Below are 21684 nucleotides of genomic sequence, written 5' to 3' on the forward strand. Positions count from 1 at the left end.
GTCCGATCATGGACGTCGTGGTGGTGGGAGCCGGGATCGCCGGGCTGGCCTGTGCGCGGGCCCTGTCGGAGGGTGGCGCCCGGGTGCGGGTGGCCGAGCGCGGCCGGGTGGTCGGGGGCCGGCTGGCCAGCAAGCGCTACGACGGCCGGTACGCCGACATCGGGGCGGCCTACTTCGTGGCCGACGATCCGGGCTTCGCCGCGCAGGCGGACGCGTGGCAGGCGCGCGGGCTGGCCCGGCCGTGGACCGACACCCTGCGGGTCTTTCCCGGCGGCAGCCCGGCGACCGGGCCGGTGCGGTGGGCGGCGCCGGGCGGGCTGCGGTCGCTGGCGGCCGACCTGGCCGACGGGCTCGACGTGCGATTGTCGACCGAGCTCGACGCGGTGCCCGGCGACGCGGACGCCGTCGTGCTGGCCATGCCGGGCCCGCAGGCCTTGCGCCTCAACCCGCCGCCGGGGATCGTCGCCGCCGCCGCGGCGCAGACCTGGCATCCCGTGATCGCGGCCGTCCTGACGTATCCGTCCCGGCAGTGGGAAGAGTTGCCCGGCGCCTTCGTCAACGACCATCCCGTCCTGGCCACGGTGTGCGACGACGGCGACCGCCGCGGCGACGGCGCCCCGGTGCTGGTCGCGCATTCGACCGGCGAGCTGGCCGCCCGGCATCTGGAGAACCCGGAGACGGCCGGGCCGATTCTGGCCGACGCCGTGGGCGAGCTGCTCGGCCTGTCCGACCGGCCCGACGTGCGGGTGCACCGCTGGACCTTCGCCCAGCCCGATCCGGTCGAGGCCCCGTACGCCCGCGATGGCCGGGTCTGGCTCTGTGGTGACGCCTTCGGCCGCCCGCGCGTGCAGACCGCCTGGCAGTCCGGCCGCGCAGTGGCCCGGGCGCTATTGCAGTAGAGCCAGCGCGGCCCGGGCGCGGGTGAGGAGCCCGTGGTCGCCCCACCCGGCGGTCAGCAGCTCCTCGATGACCGGGCGCAGCGGGCCGGGCCATCCGCCGGACGCCGCGAACAGGGTCGCGCCCAGCGAGATCAGATCGCCGGCCGCGGTGCCGCCACCGGCCGGGCGCAGCAGCGTGACGCGGTCGCCGTCGTGCAGCTCGACCGTGCCGGGATGGACGTTGCCGTGCTGGGCGAACTCGAGCATGTCCAGCATGTGCAGGCCGATCGCGCGCACCCGTGCGACCGGCAGCGGGCCGTCCTCGCGGAGAACGTCCGCCAGCGTCCGGCCGCTCAGGGAGCGCGGCGCCGGGGCGTACGAGACAGCTGTCATGCCTGATGACGATCCTCGCCCGGGGGCGTGGTGTCGTCAGGGTGAGCCCCCAACCGGACTACCGGCTAGCCGGAATCAATTCGTGAACGTGTAGTACCGGTACGGGCCGTAGCTGGAGGCGTTGGCCGTGTCGCCGGACTTGCCGTACAGGTAGGCGAAACGCACCCGGTAGCGCACACCGGTCGAATGAGTGCCCTTGAGCTCGTACGCGACCTGGCCCGCGCTGTTCAGGGGGTAGTAGCCGGGGCCCCACAGGATCCACTTGCCGCCGCGCAGGACGTCGATCTGCATGTACGCCTTGCGGCCCGGGTACGCCGGGATGGTCGTGGTGAACAGCGGGTGCTTGGTCTTGCGGAAGTGGTACGTCGGAGTGGAACCGATCTTGGCGTACTTGTAGTGCCGGGTGACCGTGGTGGCGACACTGGCCCGCGTGGAGACCGTGGAGGCGACGGTCTTGGCGACGGTGCGGTTGTCGCCGCGGAAGATCGCCGACAGGGTCGTGTTGCGGGTCAGCTTGAGGCTGGTGGTCAAAGCGCCCTTGGCGTCCACGTTGGCCTTGCGCAGCAGACGGTTGGGCTGGTCGGCGCCGAACGGGTCGGCCCAGATCTCCACCGTACGACTCGTGCCGGTGGCGCCGAGCCGGGCGGTGAAGGTGACCGTCGTCGCGTAGTTGTAGGCGCTGCCGTTGCGGTCGAGGGTCAGCGTGGTCGCCTTCTTGGGCACGTCGACCTGCACCGACCCGGTGGCCGAGGCCGCGCCGTACTGGTTGTCACCGGCGAAGCTGACCGTGTAGGTGACCTTACCGACCGTCGGCTGGGTGTCCTCGAACTCGAACTGGCCGGACTCGGGAACGGTCTGCGGCCCGACACGCCGGCCGCCCGGCGTGGACGGGTCGATCCGGGTGATCACCAGGGGCAGGCCGGCCGGGATCGGCCGGATCAGTCCGAGCACGGTGTACGCCTTACCCGGCTGCGCCTCGGCAGGCACCGCGAGCTGCACGGTCACCGTCTTGAGGGTGTTCATCACCTGCAGCGAGAACGTCTCCGGGGTGGAGGCGCTAGTGGTGCCCTTGCGGGCGATGCCGAACAGGCGACGGCCGCCGGGCTCCCAGGCCAGGCCGTGCCCGGCGATCTCGGTCAGGCTGAGCGGGGCGCCGTTCGGGTCCTGCAGCCGGAACTCCTGCACCGCCGCGGCCGTGCCGGGCGTGTGCAGGCCGACGCGCTCGCCGGCCGGGATGGCGATGGTGCCGTCGGCCCGTACGGCCAGGGCCCGGGCGAACCCGGCGCTGCTCGAGTAGGACTCGACGACCGACAGGTCGGTGCCCGACAGGGCCGCATTCTGGCCGGCGTCGATCACGATGAGCCGGCTGCCGTCGGCGGTGAACGCCAGATCCGAGTTGTTCGACAGCTTGGTCGAGGCGAGCACGGTCGGCGGGCTCGTGGAGATGTCCAGCAGCTGGTACTCCTGCTGGTAGATCGTGGAACCGGCGGCCGCGATGACGTTGGGCCGGCTGGGCGTGCCCGCCAGGCGCGGGGCGGTCGACCAGTAGGTGCCGCCCATCTGCGACCCGGTCGTGACGATCGGGGCCGGGCCGGACAGGTCGACCGAGCCGAGCCCGTCGTCCTCGCCGAACCACAGCTTGCCGCCCGCCTGCGCCAGCGACCGGGGCGCCACGCCGGTCTCGTAGCCGGCGACCCGGGCCGAGCTGGCCGGGTTGAACGCGAGGATCGACTGGCCGTTGGGCCATGCGGCGTAGAGCCGGCTGCCGTCGTCGGACAGCAGCAGGTCGGCCAGGCCCGGCAGCCCTCCGGTGCGGGCCAGCACCTTGCCGCCGTAGTCGAGGGTGACCAGCTCGGCGCCGGCCGGGTCGCTGATGAAGATCCGCTGGTGCTTGCCGTCGACGACGACGTCGCTGAACCCGCGGATCGGCAGTTCCTGTGCGAAGTCGTCGGCGCTGGCCGACCCGGTGGCGAACTGGAACGCCACCGCGGTGCCGGCCGCGAGCACGGCGACGGACAGGACGGCACGAATCGACCGCTTCAAGATTGACACTCCCCCATGAGACGCCAGCGCAGCGTACGTGCCCGAGCCGGGAAGTTGATCATCCGAACGGCCGAGTCGTGGACGGCGATCCTCAGCGCCGGCGACTAACGTGGACCGATGCGTCTGCACCCGGGTGAGATCGAGGCCGCCGGCTGGCGCGTGACGAGCCTGCGCGACGTGGTCCAGCGGCTGTTCGACGCGTCGCCCGGCGTCACCGGCCGTCCCCGCGTCATCGCGATCGACGGTCGCGGCGGCGCCGGCAAGACGACGCTGGCGCGCAGATTCCGTACGGTGGTGCCGGGCTCGGCCATGGTGCACACCGATGACGTCGCCTGGAATCTGGCCTGCTTCGACTGGGGCGCCCCGCTCGCCGAGCACATCCTGCGTCCCCTGCACCGCGGCGAGGCGGTGGATTACCGGCCACCGGCCTGGGCCGCCCACGACCGGCCCGGATCGATCAGCGTGCCGGCCGGCGCACCGGTCGTCTGGGTCGAGGGCACCGGCGTCATCCGCGCCGAACTCGCCCCCTGGCTCGACGCCTCGGTCTATCTGCAGGGCGACCTCGACGAGCAGGAACGCCTGCTGGCCGCCCGCGACGGCGACTCGCCCGAGCAGCGTGAACACATCGCCGGCTGGCTGCTCGAGGAGCTGCCGTTCCTGCTCCGGGAGCAACCGTGGGCCCGGGCCACCATGGTCGTCGCCGGTCCCGCCCACCTGCCCCACGACCCGGCCACCGAGGTGGTCGTGGCCGGGGCCTCTACCGTGTCCCCATGACCGTCGACCTGTTCGCGGGCCTGCCCGTCAGTGACTACGCCGCCGCGGCCGCCTGGTACGAGCGGCTTCTCGGCGCCCCGCCGTCGTTTCTGCCCAACGACACCGAGGCGGTGTGGGAGCTCGCCGAGAACCGCTACGTGTTCATCGAGGTGCGCCCGGAGCACGCCGGGCACGCCATGCACACCGTCTTCGTCAGCGACTTCGACGAACGCGTCGCCGCCATCGCCGCGCGGGGTCTGGAGCCGGCCATACGCGAGACCTACGACAACGGCGTCCGCAAGGCCACGTTCCGCGACCCCGACGGCAACGAGATCGGCTTCGGCGGCGCCCCGATCCAGCCTTAGTTAGTGGCCGGCTCGGCCAAGGCCGGAGCGGGCGTGGCCGGGGCCTGGGCGCGGCGCCAGCGGGTGGACACGGCGGGCGCCTTCTTCTCGACCGGGCGGCGTACGGCGGCTTCGCCCCGGTTGGGCAGGGAGAGCCGGATGACCTTGTACCAGGCCGAGGCGACCTGCTTGGGCAGCGGCCCGCTGGTGTAGGAGAGCCCGTACCTCTGGAAAAGGTCCTGGATCTTGGGCGCGATCTCCTTGTAGCGGTTGCTCGGCATGTCCGGGAACAGGTGGTGCTCGATCTGGTGCGACAGGTTGCCGGTCATCAGGTGCATGGCCCGGCTGCCGCTGATGTTGGCCGAGCCGAGCATCTGGCGCAGGTACCACTCGCCGCGGGTCTCGCCCTCGATGGACGTCTTCTCGAACGTCTCGACGCCGTTGGGGAAGTGGCCGCACATGATGACCGAGTGGCTCCACACGTTGCGGATCACGTTGGCGGTGAAGTTTGCCGCGATGGTGTGCAGGAACGACGGGCCGGACAGCGCCGGGTGCACGACGTAGTCCTTCAGCATCTGCTTGCCGATCTTGTTGCGCACCTTGCGCAGCGAGGCGCGGAACTTCGGGTCCCGGCGGCGTTCCTTCGTCTGCAGGTTGCGGCCCAGTTCGAGGTCGTACGCGGCGATGCCGTACTCGAAGAAGCAGGCGTTGACGAAGTTGTAGAACGGCTGCCCCAGGTGCATGGGGTGCCACTTCTGGTCCTCGTCGACCCGCATGATGCCGTAGCCGAGGTCGTTGTCGCGGCCGATCACGTTGGTGTACGTGTGGTGCAGCTCGTTGTGCGAGTGCTTCCACTGCTCGGCCGGGGAGGCGTGGTCCCACTCCCACTTCGTCGAGTGGATCTTCGGGTCACGCATCCAGTCCCACTGGCCGTGCATGATGTTGTGGCCGATCTCCATGTTCTCCAGGATCTTGGCCACCGACAGGCCCGCCGTGCCGACCAGCCACGCCGGCGGGAACAACGAGAACAGCAGCACCCCGCGACTGCCCAGTTCGAGCCCGCGCTGCCAGGCGATGACCCGGCGGATGTACGCGGCGTCGCGCTCGCCACGGCTGCCCATGACCTCGTCGCGGATGGCGTCGAGCTCGATGCCGATCTGCTCGATGTCCTCCGGGCTCAGGTGGGCGATCGGGTTGGACTGCTTGCGCTGAATAGTGGTCATGCAGGGTCCTCTTAAGCGTCGATCGTGCAGGGGCCGGCCGCGGCCGAGATGCAGGTCTGAACGGGAATGCTGTCGCCCGGCTCGGCGACGGTGAGCTGCCCGTCGCGCAGGTCGCGCACGGCGCCCTCACGCAGCGGCAGCACGCAGCTGAAGCAGATGCCCATCCGGCAGCCGGACGGCATGAGCACGCCCGCGTTCTCGCCGGATTCGAGCAGCGGCTCGGAGCCGTCGGTCTCGACGACCGTGCCCGAGCCGGCGAACGTCACCGTGCCACCGCCGCCGCTGTTGATCAGCGTAGGACGGAAACGCTCGGTGCGGAGCAGATGGGCGGCGTCGCCGTCGGCCCAGTGCGTCTCGAGGTCGTCGAGCATCTCGTTCGGGCCGCAGGCCCAGGTCCGGCGCTCGAACAGGTCGGGCACCAGCTCCTCGAGGTCGGCCGGTTTGAGCCGGCCGCCGGCGCGGGTGTGCCGCTCGATCAGCCGGATCCGGCCCGCGGCGGCCAGGGCCCGCAGCTCGGGACCGAACACGACGGCCTCCGGGGTGCCGGCCGAGTGCACGACGACCACGTCGGTGAGCTCGTGCAGCGCGCTGCGCAGCATGCCCATGACCGGGGTGATGCCGCTGCCCGCCGTGACGAACAGCGCCTTGGCCGGGCGGGGCTGGTCGAGCACGAACTCGCCGGTCGGCGGGTCGAGGTGCACGATCATGCCGCGCCGGGCCTTGCGGATCAGGTGAGTGCTCACGGCGCCGCCGGCCACCTCGTTGACCGTGATGGTGATCCGGCCGTCGGGGCGGGTGGGGGCGCTGGTGATCGAATAAGAGCGCCACAGCCGTACGCCCTCGACGTCCACACCGACGCGGACGTACTGCCCGGGCTGGTGCGGTGTCCAGCCCCGGCCGGGTCGCAGCAGCAGGGTCGCGCTGCGATCGGTCTCCGGGCGGACCGCGTCGATCTTGGCGCGGAGGATCCGGGCGTTGCGCAGCGGGGCGATGACGTCGAGGTAGTCGGCGGGCACAACCGGAGTCGTGATCAGCTCGACAACGCGCCAAGCGCCGCTCCGGAGGTTGCGGATAACAGCCACGTAACAAGCCTCCTGCGTTCTCCGGGTAGATTCCTGACCAAGCGAAGTAAAAAAAGCCGCGTTTTTTGTTCGTGAGGTACAACGTTCATGTCCGAACCCCTTCCCGACGTCCGAACTTTTCGCCTGGCCCCCGCCGTGGTGATGCCACTGAGGGAACGGCTGCCGCACGTGGCGACCCAGACCATCGACGCGATCATGGCCGAGGTCCCGGCCTATGCGGAGGCGTTCGCCGGCGATCTGGGCGTCAAGATCGAGCGGGCGGTCCGGGCCGCGCTGGGCACATTTCTCGGCCTGGTCTCGCGCGGGCACGGTCCCGACCCCCAGTCTCCCCTGGCTCCGGCGCTGGAGGCGGCATATGGGCTGGGTCGCGGCGAGGCGCGCAACGGCCGCAGCCTCGACGCCCTGCTCGCGGCGTACCGGGTGGGCGCCCGCGTCGCGTGGCACGAGCTCGCCGCGATCAGCGTCGGCAACGGGCAGCCGGCCGCGACCATCGCCCACTTCGCCGAGCTGGTCTTCGCCTACATCGACGAGCTGTCCGCGGCCAGCGTGGCCGGGCACGCCGACGAGCTGGCCTCCACCGGCCGGGCCCGGGCCCGCCATCTGGAGCGGCTGGCCCAGGCGCTGCTCGCGGGCGAGACCGAGCGCACCATCATGGCCGCCGCCGAACGCGCCGACTGGTCACCCCCGCGCACGCTGACCGCCGTGCTCGTGCCCGAACACGGCAGCCGGGCCGCGCTGAACCTGCTCGACCGCCGCACCCTGCAGCTGCTGGAAACCGGCCCGAAGGCGCTCGAGCGCTCGGTGCTGCTCGTTCCCGACGCCGAGGGCAGCTCCCGCGACGCGCTGCTGGGGCTGCTGCGCGGCCAGAGCGTGGTCATCGGCCCGGCCCGGCCGTGGCTGCAGGTCAAGGCGTCCTACGACCGGGCCGTACGCATCCTGGGCATCGCCCGGCTGTCGTCCGGCCGCGGCGTCGTCGACACCGAGCAGCACCTGACCGAACTGGTGCTGACGGCCGACCCGCAGGCGCTGGCCGACCTGCGCGCCCGCATGCTGGCCCCGATCGGCGACACCTCGGACGCGGCGGCGGCCAAGCTGGTCGAGACGCTGCGCAGCTGGCTGCGCCACCAGGGCCGCCGCGAGGACGTGGCCGCCGAGCTGTTCATCCACCCGCAGACGGTGCGCTACCGGATGACCCAGCTGCGCGAGCTGTACGGCGACAAGCTGCGCGACCCGGAGTGGACCACCTCGCTGATCATCGCCCTGTCCGTCCCGGGCTGAGCACGGCCTTGCGCCGCGTCTCCAGGGCGGCGAGCACGGCGAAGGCGACGACCGCCGCCCCCACCGCGGCGACGTAGCACCACGGTGCAGCCAGGTAGTTGGCCGCCACCAACACGTTCGGCCCCTTGCCGGCGATGCGGAAGAGGATCGCGATCGGGCCCTCCCAAACACCCGCGAAGAGCGTCAGGATCATCGCCAGCCGGTACCAGCCATCGTCCACAGGTGACTCCCGTCGAGATACGGATGTATCAACGACACCATCGGAAACCACCCGTGACAAGCGCAAACCGGACGTTACGTCACACTCGATGCGCGGCTAGCCTGGGGCGATGCGTGACGGAAAGGGATGCGCGGTGTGCCGCGGCCCGGTCCGGCCGGCCCCTCGCGGCCGCCGGCCGATCTACTGCTCCCGCGCCTGCCAGGCCCGGGCGTACCGGGCCCGCAAGAACCCGCCTGTCCCGCCGGCCGCCGCGCCCGAACCGTCCGGGCGGCGGCGCCAGGTCATCGAGGCGGTCTGGCGGATCGCCGCCGAACGGGGCCTCCAACGCGCCACCGTCCGCGAGATCGCCGCGGAGGCGGCGGTGACCCCGCGGGCGGTGCAGTACCACTTCCGCGGCAAACACCATCTGCTGGTCACCGCGTTGCAGACGCTGCATCGCGACAACGAGCGCCGCGGCCGGGAACGCATCGCCAAGCTGCGCGACGCGTCCGACCCGCGGGTGCTGCTGCGGGCCACCCTTGAGGAACTGCTCCCCCTCGACGACCAGCGCCGCTCGAGCCTGCGGGTGATGACCGCCTACTACGCGTGGAGCCTCACCGACCCCGCGCTGGCCGCGGTCTTCCTGCCCGCCGAACACCCCCTGGAAGACCTGGTCGCCGCCCTGATCACGGCGGCCGGCGCCGGACCCCCGACGGACCCGGCCCAGGAGGCGAACCTGCTGGTCGGCGGCATCAGCGGACTCGGGCTGGACCTGCTGCACCAGCGTTGCACCCGAGCCGACGTCAGCCGCACCCTGGACTATCACCTCAACCGCATCCTGCCGCAGCCGTCCCGGGCCGCCGGGCCTCAGAAGCGGCCCCAGCGGACCGCGCCGCCGGCCGCGTCGTAGCGGATGACGTAGCCGTTCGCGGCGGCCCACCGCTCGGCCGCGGCGGCCAGCACCGGTGAGCCCGCGTTGAGGTAGCGGGTGGCCATGGCCTTGCTGCCGAGACCGTCGAGCAGGGGCACCAGCCGGTCCTCCGAGCCGGGCATTCCCACCTTCAGCGCCACGCAGGCCAGGCTGCGGTTGGCCGGCTCGCGCAACGCCACCCGCACCAGGGCCGGGTTGTAGAGCCGGAGCGGGCAGCGGGTCAGTGACTCGTACAGCGGGCGGGCCTTCTCCGGGTCGCGCCACTGGCAGCCGGTCATGGCCGCCATCGCCTGTTCGAGCAGGCGCTCGGTGGCCGCCACCTCCACCATCTCGGCCGGCGTCAGCCCGTCGTGGTTGCGCAGCGTCTCGTCGGCTCCGAGTGACACCAGCCGGGCCACGGCCGCGTCGTGTCCGGCGTGATAGGCCAGGTGCAGGGCCGAGTCGCCCTCGGGGTTGCGCAGGCCGACATCGAGCCGGCCGCCGCCCGCACCCGCGGCCGCGGCGAACACCGCGTCGACCCGCCGGCGCAGGGTCTCGTCCTGGCGGCTCTGCTGCTCGGACGCCTGCTTGGCCGCGCTGAGGCGGCCGGAGCCGATCATCACCACGACGACAGCCGCCGCCAGGACGAGACAACCGATCACACTTACGATGGCTGCGAACACCATCACATTGAAGAACATGCACGCCCGTGGCGCGCCCGGGGTTACTCGGCGGTGGCGGCGAAAGCTTCCTGCTCGGCGGTCTCGGCCTTGAGCAGCGGCGACGAGGTGAGCAGTTCGACCTCCCAGCCCTCGGTCGGTTCCTCGCCCTCCTCGACGGCCTCGAGATAAGTGCGCACCCGTACGCCCAGGCCGAGCTGGGCGGCCGCCCGCAGGTGCTCGGTCACGTCGTCGATGCTGGTCAGGTAGTGCGTGGCGATGAGTTCGGGCTGTACCGCGGTCTCGTCAAGATCAGTCACCGGACCAGGGTAAGCGGACCGGGCCGCACCGGCAGCGTTCGGATTGTGCGAGTCAGCAACGATCGGACTGGGCGAGACGGGCCACGCCGGTCGCGGGGGAACCGCACTTGACGACGCCGACCGTGGGATCGGTCCACGAGACGAGGACGCCGCTGGTGGTGCCGCCGCCGGCGCAGGAACCGGTGAACTCGACCTCGACCGGCCGGACGGCGGCGTAGCCGAGGAAGGTGCCGTCCTCGGCGCCCAGCCCGGAGACGGCGGCGGCCATGCGATCGCCGCCGGGACTCCGGCCGGTCGAGATCCCGAATTCCGGCGGAAGCGCCCGGATGACCTCGTCGAGGGTCGCCGACCGCTCGGTGGTCCACGTGACACGGGGTTTCTCGGGGCCGTTGTCCATCGGGACCGAGCTCTCGACCTTGCCGCCACGGATCACGACCTCGTGCACGCCGGTCACGTGGGCCTCATGGATCACCGGTTTCCGGGCGTCCAGGCCGGTCAGCGTGCACGACGGCGTCAGCAGCGGCGCCGGGTCGCCCCCGGTGAGGAAGCAGCCGGACGCGCCGGTCAGCACCAGGGCGAGCACCGCGGACAGGCGTACGGGGGCGGGCATCAGATGTCGAGGATCAGCGGGCGGTGGTCGGAGACCTCCGGGGCGGCCTGGATGTCGAAATGCTTGACCGCCGCCGGGTCGGAGATCAACAGATAACTAGCATGCCGTACGGGCTTGAGGTACCTCGTCGTGCGGGTGTCGGCCGCACCGACCAGGTCGGTCAGGCCCGCCTCGGCCAGGATCGTGAACGTCTCGCTGCCGGGCAGCAGGTTGAGGTCGCCGCACAGGACCGTGAGGTCGCCGGGGCGGCGGATGCGGCGGACCAGGCCGGCCAGCTTGCGAGCCTGCTCCCGGCGTACGGGGGAATCGCCTTTGCCCTGGGCGTCGCGAAGCCCGTGAGCCTGGACGACGCAGACCGCGCGGCCGGTGGCCCGGTCGACGGTGCGCACGGCCAGCGCGTTGCGGGGGCGGTGGGTCGAGGCCCACTCGTCGTGGTCGGCAAAATCGCCGTGGATGTACGCCGACTCGACCCCGACGACGGGCAGATGCTCGGACACCAGGGTGGCCACGCCGAAGTCCTGCCGGTGCCGCTCGCCGCCGACGTGCACCGGACCGGCGTCGGCGGCCAGAAACATCGCCTGGTGACGGGGCAGCGCGGTGCGGACGTCGTCGAACAGGTCGGCCCGCTGCGGCAGCGCGCGCTCGGCGTCCTCGAAATGCGTCCAGCCGGTCCGCCCGGGCGTGCGCGTCACCTCCTGCAGGCACAGCACGTCGGCCTGCACAGCGGGCAGCCACGCGATCAGGTCGTCGAACAGGGCCCCGCCCCAGGCGTTCACGCTCACGATCCGCACGGCGAGCCACCCTACGCGGCCCGGGGCCCGGCGATCCGCCCCTTTTCTCGCCGTGGAGGCGGGGTCAGGCGGCGCCGTGAGTGGTTTCCTGGCGGGCGTCGACCAGGTCGGCCAGGTGGACGCCGGCCTCGGCCAGCAGGCGTTCGACGGTGGCGATGACCAGGCCGTCGATGATGTTGTCGCCGTGGATGAGGCGGAAGAAGTCCTGGCGGCCGCGGCGGACCGCCTCGACCCGCCAGCGGCCGTCGGGGGTCTGCATCGCGCCGATCACCGTGCCCTGACTCGGCAGCGGCACGGGTTCGGGGGCGCGGCGGATCGAGGACGGGGAACGGTCGGGGCGCAGGCCGCGCCACGACGGGTGGCGCAGGCGGTTGTCGGGGGTCCAGTTGCGGAACGCGACCTCGCCGATCAGGGCCGGCTCGACCCAGTGGGCGTGGCGGGCGTACTCGCGGGGCACGCCGGCCACCGGGGGCGTCGAGCGGGTCAGACCGGCCAGCTCGGTCTGCAGGTGGCGCAGCGCGCTGTCGGTGAAGCCGGTGCCGACGTGCCCGGCGAAGACCAGCCGGTCGGCCTCGTCGTGCACGGCCAGCAGCAGGGAGCCGATCGTGCCGGAGCGGCGGCCGGAGCCGGGCTTCCAGCCGATGACCAGCACCTCCTGCGTCTTGACGAGCGGCACCTTGGTCCAGTCGGCGGAGCGTTTGCCGGGCCGGTACGGCGAGTCGAGCCGCTTGGCGACCACGCCCTCCAGGCCCGCGAGCTCGGCCGCCCGCAGCACCGTGCGCCCGTCGACCTGGGCGAACCGGGCCGGGACCCGGATGTGCTCGCCGACCAGGCCGAGGTCGCTGAGCCGGTCGCGCCGGGTGGCGTACGGCTGCGGGGTGAGGTCCTCGCCGTCGACGCTCAGCAGGTCGAAGACGTAGTAGAGCACCGGCACCGTGCTGACCAGGGCCGGGCTGGGGTCGGAGACGTGCATGCGCTGCTGGAGCAGGGCGAACGACGGGCGCTCGGCCTCGAGCGCGACGATCTCGCCGTCCAGCACGGCGTCGCGACCGCCCAGCAGACCGCCCAGTTCGCCCAGCTCGGGATAGCTGCGGGTGATGTCGTTGAGGTTGCGCGAGCGGGCCTCGACCCGGCCCTGGCGGACCTCGGTGACGGCGCGCACCCCGTCGTACTTGAACTCGAACGCCCACCCGGGACCGGCCGGCAACGTGCCGGCGGCCGCGAGCATCGGCGCTGAGATCACCACTCCAGTGATCACGATCCGCGGGCTCCCGGCAACCGGTACGCGGAAAGATCACCTAACTACAGCGGTGTAGTTTTGCCTGCTCACGACCCTTGCTCGCCGGATAACCGCGCGACCCGGTTGAGCGGTGGCCCTACCCTGAGCGGGCACATCAAGGAAACGGGGAACAATGCGTGCTCTTCTCGCCGGTGTGGCCGCGGTCGCACTGGTCGGCGGCTGTGCCGCTCAGCAGTTCCAGGCCCTCGAACCGAAGCTGGAGCTGCGCAACGCCGCGCAGCAGCTGGCCGACGCTCAGCAGGCCGGTTTCACCCTCAAGGTGACCGGCAACCCGGCCGACCTGGTCGCCGCGGCGGGTAAGGACGCCGACGCCGACTCGGTCAAGCAGCTGTTCAACTCGTCGGTGTCGCTCGCCTACGACAAGGGCGGGCCTGGCGCGGACGACGACAAGTCCAGCCTCGCCGCCACCGTCGACGGCGTCACCGGCACGGAAGTCCGGTTCGTCGGCGGCCTGGTCTACGCCAAGGCGCCCGTGGGCGAGCTCGCGGCCAAGTTCGGGGCGACCCCGGCCGAGGTCAAGGAGCTCAGCGGCGGCTCGTCGGAGTTCGACGCGTTCTTCGCGGGCAAGTGGGTGTCGATCGACCCGGCCGCTCTGAGCAAGGGTGCGGCCGAGCCGACGCCGGGCCCCGACCAGCAGAAGGCGCTGGCCGAGTTCACCACCAGCGCGACCAACCTGCTCGAAGGGGCCGAGATCGTGCGGGACAGCGCCGACGACAAGCACCTGATCGTCACGTCGTCGACCACGAAGGCGTACGGGGAGGCCAAGCGCTTCGCCACGGCGGTCGAGCCGTCGCTGGCGGCGCAGTTCAAGAAGGCGCCGGCCGACAAGCCGATCGTGCTCGACCTGTGGATCGACAACGGCAAGCTGACCGCGGCCGAGCTGAACGTCCTGCAGTTCACCGACGGCGCGACCGGCCGGGTGGCGGCCCGCCTCGAGGTCACCGACCCCGCGGCGATCGAGGCCCCGACCGGCGCCACCAAGATCGACCTGTCCGGTCTGGCGAGCATGCCCTACCTCAAGGGCGTCGGCGCCTGAGTCACGCCCACGGCGGCGTGGCCGGCCCCTCGCCGGTGGTGATCAGGCGCTTGAGGCTTCCGTTGACGAAGAAGCCCCACGCGCTGGAGCACTGGTCATAGCACTCGACCGCCGGGACGAGCCCGACGTGTTCGAACTCGAGCACGGTCCGGCTGTCCCGGCGGTCGATGCGAAAGACGATGTCGGTGCCGGCCCATTCGGCCGGGTCGGCGGTGAACGCGAGCTTCGCCTCCAAGACACGCCAGGCCACCGTACGGCCGGGGACGAGCTCGGTCACCCGCTGCCGGGAGAAGTGCAGGTCCGCGTACCGGTAGACGAACTCGTCGCCCACCCGGGCCGCGCTGCCCTCGACGTCGCCGGTCCACCACCGCGGCACATCGACGACGGCCTGGAACACCTCATCGGCGTCCTGGTCGACCGTGAACTGCGTACGGAAATCATTGCGGTTCATCGTTTTCTCCCTTGGCGATGGTCTCGGCGATGCTCTTGATCCGGCGCAGACGGCCGTCCCAGGCCGATCCGACCGCGGCGAGCTGCGCGATGGCCCGGGCCAGCTGCGCCTCGTCCACTTCGTAGCGGCGTTCCCGGCCCGCCGGGGTCGCGTGCACCAGCCCGGCCCGGTCGAGAACGGTGAGATGTTTGGAAACCGCCTGCCGGGTGACCGGCAACCGGTCGCTGAGCCGGGTGGCCGTGCCGCCGCCGTCGGCCAGCAGCAGGTCGAGCATCCGGCGGCGGGTCGGGTCGCCGATCGCCGACCAGAGTTCGTCGTCGATGAGGTCGCTCACCGCGCGGACGCCAGCCGGTCCACGTAGCCGACCAGGCGGGGCAGGAAGTGGTCCCAGCCCCGGGTGTGGTCGTCGTACCACTCTTGCCGTACGGCCAGCTCCCAGCCCTTCTCGCGGAAGCCGGTCTCGCTGAACCTGAGCAGGGTGCCCGCGCCGGACGGGACCAGGTCGAAGGTCACCGTCAGCGGATGAGGCGAGGCGTCGTCGTACGCCCAATGGAACGAGAAACGCCGGGGCGGGTCGGCCTCCAGCACGGTAAGCGGAGCGACCTTGGCCCCGCCGCCGAACGAGACCGTGCCGGAAGCACCGGGCACCGGATCGACGTCGGCCTCGTCCGGCCACCACTGCCGCAGATGCTCGGGGGTGGTGATGACCCGGTAGACCACCTCGGGCGGGGCCTCGATGTGGATCTCCCGGTCGATGCTGCCCTGTTCCACCGCGGCTCCCGCCTATCGCAACCATTGGTTGCATATGACGGTAGGGCCACCTGGCCGGAAGCGCAACCATGGGTTGCGGAAAAAAGGAGACGGCCGGTCATCCCTGGGAGATCACGCGCTCGCGGATCTGCAACCACGGACGACCGGCCGCCGCCGGACCCCGTCGGCTTCTAGCGAAGCCGTCGGGGTGTCACGTCAGAGCGGGCGGATGTTGGCCGCCTGGAGGCCCTTCGCACCCTGCTCGACATCGAACTCGACCCGCTGGTTCTCGTCGAGGCTGCGGAAGCCCGACGTCGCGATGGCCGAGAAGTGGGCGAACACGTCGGCGCCACCATCATCCTGCGTGATGAAGCCGAAACCCTTGTCGCCGTTGAACCACTTCACGGTGCCAGTAGCCATCGAAACTGTTCCTCTCAACTCAGGAGGAGACGCACCTTGCGAATCCTCCGCGTCGCAGTCGTGATCCCTGGAAAACCGACGAAACAAAAAAGACGCCTGGCCCGGGTCAAGAAACCCGTCAGGCGTCAAGAGAAACGTCCAAAAGGAAATCAAAACTGCAACGATCCCAACTTAGCACGCCCAGCCGGACGAAACCCGCCCGGCGCATCGACCTTTCGAGGTACGGCGCGCTCAAACCGGCATGCGGCACAGCTCATCCAGGCTACGAATCGACTCGAGCATCCGGCCACGCTCGTACTCCAGCCGCTCGGCCTCGGCCGCACGCCCCTCGTAAATCTCCACCACCCTGGCTCCGCTCTTCACCGTCTGGGCGACGAAGCCGAGCGACGACGCCTGCGCCGACGCCTGCGCCGCGTCCGCGATGGCCAGCCCGTTGCCGGAACTCGCGGGCTCGGCGCCGAGAACGACCTGGGCGGCGAGGTCACAGGCCCGGCGACCCGGCTCGTCCAGTGTCATCCGGGACGGCGCCGCCGAGGCCGGCGCGGCGGCGGGCCGGGCCGGGGACCCGCACCCGGAAGCGGCCAGGACGAGTCCCACTCCAGTGATCAAGGCAAATCTCACGCCGGACACCCTAAGGCCCCGCACCCTCTCGACGGGCCACGGCGTGGGGGTGAGGATGAGGGATGCCCGTCCCCCGCCCGCCCGCGCCGTGGCTCATCCGGCCGGTCAAGATGCCCGCCACTACTCCGCCTGCGCTCGAGGGGGTGTGGGCGCCCGAGGACACGCGGCTCGACGACGTGGAGGTGCTGCCTCTGCCGTACGGGCACGGGCCGGAAGACGTCGTCGTCGGACCGGACGGGCACATCTTCACGGGGGCCGACGACGGGCGGATCTGGCGGTGGCCGCCGGACGCCCACACCGATCACGTGCCCGAGCTGATGGCCGACACCGGCGGGCGGCCGCTGGGCATCGAGGTGGATCCGCGCGACGGCAGCCTGATCGTGTGCGACGCCTATCGGGGGCTGCTGCGGCTGACCGGCGACGGCACGATCACCGACCTGGCGCATCGGGTCGGCGGCAAGCGGATCCTGTTGTGCAACAACGCGGCCGTGGCGCGCGACGGCACGGTCTACTTCACCGACAGCTCGGATCGGTTTCCGGTCTCGCACTGGCGGCGTGATCTGCTCGAGCATCGGCCCAACGGGCGGGTGCTGGCCTACGACCCGGGATCGGGCCGCACCGACGTGGTGGCCGAGGGCTTCCACTTCCCCAACGGGATCGCGCTGACTCCGCAGGAGGACGCGCTGATGCTGTGCGAGACCGTGGCCCACCGGCTGGTCCGGATCACGCTGTCCGGCGGCGCCACCACTGTTCTGAACGACCTGCCCGCTTATCCGGACAACATGTCGTCGGCCGGTGACGGCACCTATTGGATCGCGCTGGCCAGCCCCCGGGTCGCGCTGGCCGAGAAGCTGCTGCCGCATCCGATGCTGCGCCGCATCGCCGCCGTGCTGCCGACCCGCCTGCAGCCGCAGCCGCTGCCCTACACGATCGCCGCGCAGGTCGACGGCGAAGGCAACGTGCTGCGCGCGTTGCACGGCCCGGCCGGCCGCTACGTCATGGCCACCGGTGTGCGGCAGCACGGCGACACGCTGTGGCTGGGCAGCCTCACCGAGAAGGCGATCGCCCGGGTGCCGCTGGCCTGAGACCGGCGCATGTCAGCGTGGGGTGGGCGCCAGGGTCTTTCCCGGGCCGGAGGAGGAGGGAGTCAAGTCCGCGGCGGGGGAAGAGGGGCTCGGGTCGATCGTGGATGACGAACCTGACGGCGACGGCGGGACGGCCGGGCGCGAGCGCGACGGAGCCGGCGAGACCGGCACGGACGGCGAGATCCGCACGGACGGTGAGACCGGCACGGAGGGCGAGGCCGGTGTGGCAGGTGGAGCCGGGGCCGGGCCGGTCGGGCGGAACAGGACGAACGCGATGATCGAGACGGCGGCCGCGGCGAGGCCGGCGGTCAGGGGCAGCCACCACCGGGCCGGCGTAGTGCGGCGGGTGACCCGGGACGGTGCCGGCTCGTGGCGCAGATCGCGGGTCGTGACGGCGGTGGCCCGGGCGGACAGGGCCGCGCGCAGGCGCCGTTCCAGGTCGGATTCGGTCATCTCTCCCCCAGCTGGGCGCGTAGCAGCGTCAGGGCGCGGTGCGCGGTCGACTTGACGGTTCCGGTGGTGATCCGCAGCGCCCCGGCGATCTCCCGTTCGGACAGGCCGGACCAGTAGCGCAGGACGATGACCTGCCGCTGCCGCGTGGTGAGACGGCTCAGCGCCCGGATCACCTCCCGGTCGCCCGTTCCGAGCAGGGCCTCGTCCTCGGCGGCGGGCGCCGGGTCGGGCCGCGCCGGCAGGTAGGCCCGGGCGATCCGGCGGCGGCGCAGCGCCGAGCGGGCCGCGTTCATGACGGCGGAGACCAGGTAGGCGTCCGGGTCGTCGACGGCCTCGAGACCGGTGCCGTGCCGGCGGTAGAGCCGGGTGAAGACGTCCTGGACGATGTCCTCGGCGGTGGGCAGGTCGTCGACCATGAGGACGGCCAGCCGGACCAGCGTCAGGCGGCGTTCCCGGTAGAGCTGGTCGATCCCGGTCGCCGCGGCCGCCTCGGGCACCACCCGGCCGGGGGCGGATTCCCGCTTCCGGCGCAGCAGCGACAGGGGCATCGGCAGCACGAAGATCACAGAGGGCCTCGGGGTGGTGGCTCAAGGGACGGACCGGGTGCGCGCGCCGGCCGTACGGGTGACCGGCGCGCGAAACCTCAGGAAGCGGTCGAGGCCGTCGGAGCGGGCTTGGAGGACGACGGAGTCGGCCCCACGGGCTTGTAAGCCGAAGGACTCGGCCCCACCGGCTTGTAAGCCGAAGGAGCGGGCCCCACCGGCTCGGAAGCCGAAGGAGCGGGCCCCACCGGCTCGGAAGCCGAAGGGGTGGGGCCCACCGGCTTGGAAGCTGAAGGACTTGCCTGCACTGGTTCGGAAGCCGAAGGAGCCGCCTCCACAGGCTTGGAAGCCGAGGGGGCCGGCGCCGGCGGTGTGTCGTCGGCGAAGGCCGCCGCGGCGGACACCCCGCCGATGGCCACGACGGCCACGGCTCCGGCGGCGACCGCGAGGGTCCGGGTGGATCTGCGCATCTCAAGCTCCAGCACTGTCGGTCGGTGCACTGTCACTTGAGAGGACGCGCGGCTCCGGAAAAGGTTGGCGGCTCACCTGTGACCCGCGACACACCTCACCAGCCCATGGTTCCCGGGGCGCCCTTGAAGGGACCGGTGATGTCCACGGTGATCCAGCCGCCGTAGAAGTCGCCCTCCTGCGGCCGGACCAGTTCGCCGTCCACCCGGCATTCGCCCGCCCGGCTCGGATAGAAAGCGACGGCCCCGGCCAGTTCCGCGTACGCCGGTGCGGGATTTTCGTACGACCAGCCGACCTGGCGCACTCGGGTCCCGGCGACCAGATCCCAATAGGTGGCGTTGCCCTTGAACTCGCACAAGGACCGGCCCGTACCCCGTTCCAGCACCCCCTCGGCGATGCCGTCGCGGGGCACGTAATACACCGGCGGATGCGAGGTCTCCAGAACACGCCAGCAACGGTCACTGTCGGCGATCATCTGCCCGGCGTGTTCCACCGTCACCCGGGCTGTGGTCCGCTCCAGGCGCGGCGGTCGCGGATAGTCCCACACTGACTCCATCAGCCCAGCTTGCCAGCCCGGCAGCGACGCGCGTCCCGGCGGGAGCGGTGAATGCCCACCGCCCCCGCAGAGCGCTCTCACGCTAACTGGTTTCGATCTACGCGAACACGCGGTGTTCGGGAAGCATCCGGCGGCGGACGGGCAGAAAATCGATGCAACCTTGATCGACCGTGCCGCGTGTAGTCGCCATGACCACCACCACGGAGGGCCCTCCGAGGGGAGCACGAACGAGCATGCCGGCCGATGAGCCAGCGGCGGACTTCGACGCGGTGTACGCCGCGCAGTACGCCGACCTGACCGTGCAGTTGTACGCGTACTTCGGCGACCGTCAGGAGGCTCAGGACATCGTCCAGGAGGCGTTCTGCCGGGCTCTGCGCCGCTGGTCGAAGGTGTCCCGGTACGACGACCCGGTGGCCTGGGTGCGCCGGGTCGCCTGGAACCTGGCCGTCAGCCGCTGGCGGCGCTCGCGCACCGCGCTGTCGTTCCTGCGCCGGCAACGAACCCACGAACCCCAGGTGGAGGGCCCGGACACGGTCCGTATCGAGCTGGTCGAGGCGCTGGCGGCCCTGCCGGCGACCCAGCGCCGCGCGGTGGTTCTGCACTACCTGGGCGACATGAGCGTGGCCGAGATCGCCGAGCGGGAGAGCGTCGCCGTCGGCACCGTCAAGTCGTGGCTGCACCGCGGTCGCGCCGCCCTCGCCGTTCAGCTGCAGCAGCCCGAGTACCCGGAGGCCCGCCGTGCCTGACCAGCTGACCCCGCTCTTCGAAGACCTGCGGCGCCGGGCGCTGCCCCAGGTTCAGGCCCCCGGCACCGAGGCCGTCCGCCGCACCGTGCACCGCCGGGCCACCGTACGGGCGTCCGTGCTGGCCGCTGTCGTCATCGCGGCCGGCGGGTCGTACATCATCGGCCAGCGCGACAACGGCGGCACGCTGCTGCCGGCGTCCTCGGCCAGCCCGTCGGCCGAGCCCAGCGCCTCCGGCATGCTCTGGCGCGGGCGGTCGGACAAGGCCGAGATCGCGGCCGCGCTGGTTCCCGGGGCCACCCACACCGACGTGGTCGACGAGTTCAACCAGGATGTCGGCCTGGAGGCGCAGGGGGGCACCTACCGCCTGGACGTGGGGTGTTCCGGGCCGGCGCCGCTGCCGATAACGATCCTGCTCAACGGGACGATCGACCAGCAGGACTCGATCACGTGCACCGATGCCGGCGTGGCCCGCCACTACGAGATCACCATGCCGCGCGCGGGGTCCGTCCGGGTGCTCATCGGTGGCGGGGGCCAGTTCGACGCGTACGCGCTGAAACTGACCAAGGTATGAGGCGCTCGCGGCTGGCCGCCGTCGACGGTCTGCGCCTGATCGCCGCTCTGGCCGTCCTGTCGTTCCACTACACCGTGGCATGGCGCATCGACGGCGTACGGGTGCCCGAGCATTTCCTGCCCGACACCGTGCACGTCACCATCTACGGCTTCCTCGGCGTGGAACTGTTCTTTCTGATCAGCGGGTTCGTCATCTGCATGTCCAGCTGGGGACGGACCCTCGGGCAGTTCTTCACCTCCCGGATCAGCCGGCTGTTCCCGGCCTACTGGGCGGCCGTGGTCATCACCGGCGTCGTGGCCATGGCCTACCCGCTGTCGGGCGGCGTCACCGACGGCGACCGGCCCAGCCTGCTCGACCTCGCGGTCAACCTGACCATGCTGCAGCAGCCGCTCGGGCACGACCCGGTCGACGGCGTCTACTGGACGCTGTTCGTCGAGCTCAAGTTCTATCTGATCATGGCGGTGGTGCTGGCCCGGGGCGGGCTGACCTACCGGCGGGCCGTCCTGCTGTGTGCCGTGTGGATGACGGTCGCCGTGCTCGCGCCCACGCTGAACAACCCGGCCCTGAACGCGCTGACGATCAGCGACTACGCCCCGTACTTCATCGGTGGCATCGCCCTGTTCCTCATCCACCGATTCGGACCGACCCCGTTGCTGTACGGCATCACCGGCTTCGCCTGGCTGGTCAGCCTGTCCCGTGTCGACGACCGCATGGGCGGGATCCGCGCGGGCTTCGAGGTGCCGTCCTGGCCGGGAATGCTCATCGTCACCCTGTCCTATGCGGTGCTGCTGCTGGTCGCGCTCGGCCACACCGACCGCATCCAGTGGCGGTGGCTGACCGTCGCCGGCGCGCTGACCTACCCGCTCTATCTGCTGCACTCCCGGCTCGGTCACACCGTCATCCGGGTCGCCTACGAGCACAGCATGATTCCGGTCTGGCTCATCGTCACCGCGACCACCGTGCTCATGCTCGGCCTGGCCTGGCTGGTGCACCGCTACGTCGAGCGTCCCCTGAGCCGCCGGATGCGCAACCTGGTGCTGACCCCTCCGGTGGTGACAGATCAAAGACAGCCCGTCCCGTACGCCTCCCGGCCCACCCAGCTCAGCGTCCATGATCATCTTTTCAGCCGGAACGGGGCGACGCAAAGGTGATGCTGATCCGGCTCGAATCTCCGTAGGGTCGCGCCTGTTCTGTGTCTCCGC

General features: G+C 71.4%; 28 protein-coding genes. 10 read left to right on the top strand and 18 right to left on the bottom strand.

Translation table 11 applies throughout. The features are described from left to right. Nucleotides 1-8: 8 nt before the first annotated feature. Nucleotides 9-899: an NAD(P)/FAD-dependent oxidoreductase gene (locus ACZ3I4_RS08455; protein ID WP_465381230.1), complete on the top strand. Its 891-nt coding sequence runs from the start codon at nt 9-11 to the stop codon at nt 897-899. Here ACZ3I4_RS08455 and ACZ3I4_RS08460 read toward each other — a convergent pair. Together ACZ3I4_RS08460 and ACZ3I4_RS08465 are read right to left on the bottom strand one after the other, a co-directional pair. Beyond that, nucleotides 888-1271, bottom strand: a complete 384-nt coding sequence (locus ACZ3I4_RS08460) for a hypothetical protein (protein WP_465381231.1) — start codon at nt 1269-1271, stop codon at nt 888-890. The two genes, ACZ3I4_RS08455 and ACZ3I4_RS08460, sit on opposite strands and share 12 nt — an antisense overlap. 75 nt (nt 1272-1346) lie before the next feature. After that, the gene (locus ACZ3I4_RS08465) at nt 1347-3323 is read right to left on the bottom strand and encodes a YncE family protein (RefSeq protein WP_465381232.1); all 1977 of its coding nucleotides are present in this window, start codon (nt 3321-3323) and stop codon (nt 1347-1349) included. 108 nt (nt 3324-3431) lie between these two features. Here ACZ3I4_RS08465 and ACZ3I4_RS08470 point away from each other — a divergent pair, with 108 nt between their 5' ends. Together ACZ3I4_RS08470 and ACZ3I4_RS08475 are read left to right on the top strand one after the other, a co-directional pair. Continuing rightward, the gene (locus tag ACZ3I4_RS08470) at nt 3432-4088 is read left to right on the top strand and encodes a uridine kinase family protein (RefSeq protein ID WP_465381233.1); all 657 of its coding nucleotides are present in this window, start codon (nt 3432-3434) and stop codon (nt 4086-4088) included. Continuing rightward, a complete protein-coding gene (locus ACZ3I4_RS08475) occupies nt 4085-4432 on the top strand; it encodes a VOC family protein (protein WP_465381234.1) in 348 nt (115 codons plus the stop codon). Before ACZ3I4_RS08470 ends, ACZ3I4_RS08475 begins: the two co-directional genes overlap by 4 nt. On the opposite strand, the gene ACZ3I4_RS08480 is transcribed toward ACZ3I4_RS08475, so the two are convergent. Beyond that, entirely contained in the window at nt 4429-5634 is a 1206-nt protein-coding gene (locus ACZ3I4_RS08480) for a fatty acid desaturase family protein (protein ID WP_465381235.1), read from the bottom strand. The two genes, ACZ3I4_RS08475 and ACZ3I4_RS08480, sit on opposite strands and share 4 nt — an antisense overlap. Nucleotides 5635-5645: 11 nt before the next feature. Continuing rightward, on the bottom strand, nt 5646-6716 hold the full coding sequence (locus ACZ3I4_RS08485) for a ferredoxin reductase (RefSeq protein WP_465381236.1): 1071 nt from the start codon (nt 6714-6716) through the stop codon (nt 5646-5648). A gap of 87 nt (nt 6717-6803) precedes the next feature. Here ACZ3I4_RS08485 and ACZ3I4_RS08490 point away from each other — a divergent pair, with 87 nt between their 5' ends. Next, nucleotides 6804-7994, top strand: coding sequence for a PucR family transcriptional regulator (locus ACZ3I4_RS08490; protein WP_465381237.1), 1191 nt, complete (start codon nt 6804-6806; stop codon nt 7992-7994). On the opposite strand, the gene ACZ3I4_RS08495 is transcribed toward ACZ3I4_RS08490, so the two are convergent. Further along, nucleotides 7969-8214 carry a hypothetical protein gene (locus ACZ3I4_RS08495; RefSeq protein ID WP_465381238.1) on the bottom strand — a complete coding sequence of 82 codons (246 nt, stop codon included), beginning with the start codon at nt 8212-8214 and terminating at the stop codon, nt 7969-7971. The two genes, ACZ3I4_RS08490 and ACZ3I4_RS08495, sit on opposite strands and share 26 nt — an antisense overlap. 109 nt (nt 8215-8323) lie before the next feature. Between ACZ3I4_RS08495 and ACZ3I4_RS08500 the strand changes: the two genes are divergently transcribed. Next, a complete protein-coding gene (locus ACZ3I4_RS08500) occupies nt 8324-9103 on the top strand; it encodes a TetR/AcrR family transcriptional regulator (protein ID WP_465381239.1) in 780 nt (259 codons plus the stop codon). Here ACZ3I4_RS08500 and ACZ3I4_RS08505 read toward each other — a convergent pair. The 5 genes from ACZ3I4_RS08505 to ligD all read right to left on the bottom strand — a co-directional run bounded on the left by ACZ3I4_RS08505 (nt 9061) and on the right by ligD (nt 12741). Further along, entirely contained in the window at nt 9061-9786 is a 726-nt protein-coding gene (locus ACZ3I4_RS08505; RefSeq protein WP_465381240.1) for a hypothetical protein, read from the bottom strand. The two genes, ACZ3I4_RS08500 and ACZ3I4_RS08505, sit on opposite strands and share 43 nt — an antisense overlap. Before the next feature lie 41 nt (nt 9787-9827). Further along, nucleotides 9828-10082: a hypothetical protein gene (locus ACZ3I4_RS08510; protein ID WP_465381241.1), complete on the bottom strand. Its 255-nt coding sequence runs from the start codon at nt 10080-10082 to the stop codon at nt 9828-9830. 52 nt (nt 10083-10134) lie between these two features. Further along, entirely contained in the window at nt 10135-10692 is a 558-nt protein-coding gene (locus ACZ3I4_RS08515) for a hypothetical protein (RefSeq protein WP_465381242.1), read from the bottom strand. Continuing rightward, nucleotides 10692-11483, bottom strand: coding sequence for an endonuclease/exonuclease/phosphatase family protein (locus ACZ3I4_RS08520; RefSeq protein ID WP_465381243.1), 792 nt, complete (start codon nt 11481-11483; stop codon nt 10692-10694). The genes ACZ3I4_RS08515 and ACZ3I4_RS08520 overlap by 1 nt, the downstream gene beginning before the upstream one ends. Before the next feature lie 64 nt (nt 11484-11547). Beyond that, the gene (gene ligD, locus ACZ3I4_RS08525) at nt 11548-12741 is read right to left on the bottom strand and encodes a non-homologous end-joining DNA ligase (protein WP_465381244.1); all 1194 of its coding nucleotides are present in this window, start codon (nt 12739-12741) and stop codon (nt 11548-11550) included. Between the two features lie 154 nt (nt 12742-12895). Between ligD and ACZ3I4_RS08530 the strand changes: the two genes are divergently transcribed. Continuing rightward, nucleotides 12896-13819, top strand: a complete 924-nt coding sequence (locus ACZ3I4_RS08530; protein WP_465381245.1) for a hypothetical protein — start codon at nt 12896-12898, stop codon at nt 13817-13819. A gap of 1 nt (nt 13820) precedes the next feature. On the opposite strand, the gene ACZ3I4_RS08535 is transcribed toward ACZ3I4_RS08530, so the two are convergent. From ACZ3I4_RS08535 to ACZ3I4_RS08555, 5 genes are all read right to left on the bottom strand, one after another. Then, nucleotides 13821-14270 (bottom strand): SRPBCC family protein, encoded by a 450-nt coding sequence (locus ACZ3I4_RS08535; protein ID WP_465381246.1) that lies wholly within the window; start codon nt 14268-14270, stop codon nt 13821-13823. Further along, a complete protein-coding gene (locus tag ACZ3I4_RS08540) occupies nt 14257-14604 on the bottom strand; it encodes an ArsR/SmtB family transcription factor (protein WP_465381247.1) in 348 nt (115 codons plus the stop codon). The genes ACZ3I4_RS08535 and ACZ3I4_RS08540 overlap by 14 nt, the downstream gene beginning before the upstream one ends. Continuing rightward, nucleotides 14601-15041: an SRPBCC domain-containing protein gene (locus ACZ3I4_RS08545; RefSeq protein WP_465381248.1), complete on the bottom strand. Its 441-nt coding sequence runs from the start codon at nt 15039-15041 to the stop codon at nt 14601-14603. Before ACZ3I4_RS08545 ends, ACZ3I4_RS08540 begins: the two co-directional genes overlap by 4 nt. A gap of 195 nt (nt 15042-15236) precedes the next feature. After that, nucleotides 15237-15440 (bottom strand): cold-shock protein, encoded by a 204-nt coding sequence (locus ACZ3I4_RS08550; protein ID WP_203781199.1) that lies wholly within the window; start codon nt 15438-15440, stop codon nt 15237-15239. Between the two features lie 231 nt (nt 15441-15671). Beyond that, complete coding sequence (locus tag ACZ3I4_RS08555) at nt 15672-16061, bottom strand: hypothetical protein (RefSeq protein ID WP_465381249.1); 390 nt, start codon at nt 16059-16061, stop codon at nt 15672-15674. Between the two features lie 62 nt (nt 16062-16123). On the opposite strand from ACZ3I4_RS08555, the gene ACZ3I4_RS08560 reads away from it, so the two are divergent. Beyond that, nucleotides 16124-17146 carry an SMP-30/gluconolactonase/LRE family protein gene (locus tag ACZ3I4_RS08560; protein ID WP_465381250.1) on the top strand — a complete coding sequence of 341 codons (1023 nt, stop codon included), beginning with the start codon at nt 16124-16126 and terminating at the stop codon, nt 17144-17146. 12 nt (nt 17147-17158) lie between these two features. Here the strand turns inward: ACZ3I4_RS08560 and ACZ3I4_RS08565 are convergent, their stop codons facing one another. From ACZ3I4_RS08565 to ACZ3I4_RS08575, 3 genes are all read right to left on the bottom strand, one after another. Beyond that, nucleotides 17159-17599 (bottom strand): hypothetical protein, encoded by a 441-nt coding sequence (locus ACZ3I4_RS08565; RefSeq protein WP_465381251.1) that lies wholly within the window; start codon nt 17597-17599, stop codon nt 17159-17161. Next, on the bottom strand, nt 17596-18165 hold the full coding sequence (locus ACZ3I4_RS08570; protein WP_465381252.1) for an RNA polymerase sigma factor: 570 nt from the start codon (nt 18163-18165) through the stop codon (nt 17596-17598). The genes ACZ3I4_RS08565 and ACZ3I4_RS08570 overlap by 4 nt, the downstream gene beginning before the upstream one ends. Before the next feature lie 541 nt (nt 18166-18706). Next, on the bottom strand, nt 18707-19165 hold the full coding sequence (locus tag ACZ3I4_RS08575; protein WP_465381253.1) for a DUF427 domain-containing protein: 459 nt from the start codon (nt 19163-19165) through the stop codon (nt 18707-18709). A gap of 233 nt (nt 19166-19398) precedes the next feature. Here ACZ3I4_RS08575 and ACZ3I4_RS08580 point away from each other — a divergent pair, with 233 nt between their 5' ends. From ACZ3I4_RS08580 to ACZ3I4_RS08590, 3 genes are read left to right on the top strand one after another with little or no spacing between them, the layout of a single operon-like run. Then, a complete protein-coding gene (locus ACZ3I4_RS08580; protein ID WP_465381254.1) occupies nt 19399-19911 on the top strand; it encodes a SigE family RNA polymerase sigma factor in 513 nt (170 codons plus the stop codon). Further along, nucleotides 19904-20482 (top strand): hypothetical protein, encoded by a 579-nt coding sequence (locus ACZ3I4_RS08585; protein WP_465381255.1) that lies wholly within the window; start codon nt 19904-19906, stop codon nt 20480-20482. Before ACZ3I4_RS08580 ends, ACZ3I4_RS08585 begins: the two co-directional genes overlap by 8 nt. Then, nucleotides 20479-21633 (top strand): acyltransferase family protein, encoded by a 1155-nt coding sequence (locus ACZ3I4_RS08590; protein WP_465381256.1) that lies wholly within the window; start codon nt 20479-20481, stop codon nt 21631-21633. Before ACZ3I4_RS08585 ends, ACZ3I4_RS08590 begins: the two co-directional genes overlap by 4 nt. Nucleotides 21634-21684 lie beyond the last annotated feature (51 nt).

This window comes from Actinoplanes sp. NPDC021490, from assembly GCF_055562135.1.

Coding starts and splice junctions, on each gene's coding strand:
- ACZ3I4_RS08490 (WP_465381237.1), top strand. CDS start 6,804: ATGTCCGAACCCCTTCCCGACGTCCGAACTTTTCGCCTGGCCCCCGCC.
- ACZ3I4_RS08470 (WP_465381233.1), top strand. CDS start 3,432: ATGCGTCTGCACCCGGGTGAGATCGAGGCCGCCGGCTGGCGCGTGACG.
- ACZ3I4_RS08475 (WP_465381234.1), top strand. CDS start 4,085: ATGACCGTCGACCTGTTCGCGGGCCTGCCCGTCAGTGACTACGCCGCC.
- ACZ3I4_RS08560 (WP_465381250.1), top strand. CDS start 16,124: ATGCCCGTCCCCCGCCCGCCCGCGCCGTGGCTCATCCGGCCGGTCAAG.
- ACZ3I4_RS08460 (WP_465381231.1), bottom strand. CDS start 1,271: ATGACAGCTGTCTCGTACGCCCCGGCGCCGCGCTCCCTGAGCGGCCGG.
- ACZ3I4_RS08500 (WP_465381239.1), top strand. CDS start 8,324: ATGCGTGACGGAAAGGGATGCGCGGTGTGCCGCGGCCCGGTCCGGCCG.
- ACZ3I4_RS08550 (WP_203781199.1), bottom strand. CDS start 15,440: ATGGCTACTGGCACCGTGAAGTGGTTCAACGGCGACAAGGGTTTCGGC.
- ACZ3I4_RS08565 (WP_465381251.1), bottom strand. CDS start 17,599: ATGACCGAATCCGACCTGGAACGGCGCCTGCGCGCGGCCCTGTCCGCC.
- ACZ3I4_RS08575 (WP_465381253.1), bottom strand. CDS start 19,165: ATGGAGTCAGTGTGGGACTATCCGCGACCGCCGCGCCTGGAGCGGACC.
- ACZ3I4_RS08480 (WP_465381235.1), bottom strand. CDS start 5,634: ATGACCACTATTCAGCGCAAGCAGTCCAACCCGATCGCCCACCTGAGC.
- ACZ3I4_RS08530 (WP_465381245.1), top strand. CDS start 12,896: ATGCGTGCTCTTCTCGCCGGTGTGGCCGCGGTCGCACTGGTCGGCGGC.
- ACZ3I4_RS08515 (WP_465381242.1), bottom strand. CDS start 10,692: ATGCCCGCCCCCGTACGCCTGTCCGCGGTGCTCGCCCTGGTGCTGACC.
- ACZ3I4_RS08455 (WP_465381230.1), top strand. CDS start 9: ATGGACGTCGTGGTGGTGGGAGCCGGGATCGCCGGGCTGGCCTGTGCG.
- ACZ3I4_RS08590 (WP_465381256.1), top strand. CDS start 20,479: ATGAGGCGCTCGCGGCTGGCCGCCGTCGACGGTCTGCGCCTGATCGCC.
- ACZ3I4_RS08535 (WP_465381246.1), bottom strand. CDS start 14,270: ATGAACCGCAATGATTTCCGTACGCAGTTCACGGTCGACCAGGACGCC.
- ACZ3I4_RS08580 (WP_465381254.1), top strand. CDS start 19,399: ATGCCGGCCGATGAGCCAGCGGCGGACTTCGACGCGGTGTACGCCGCG.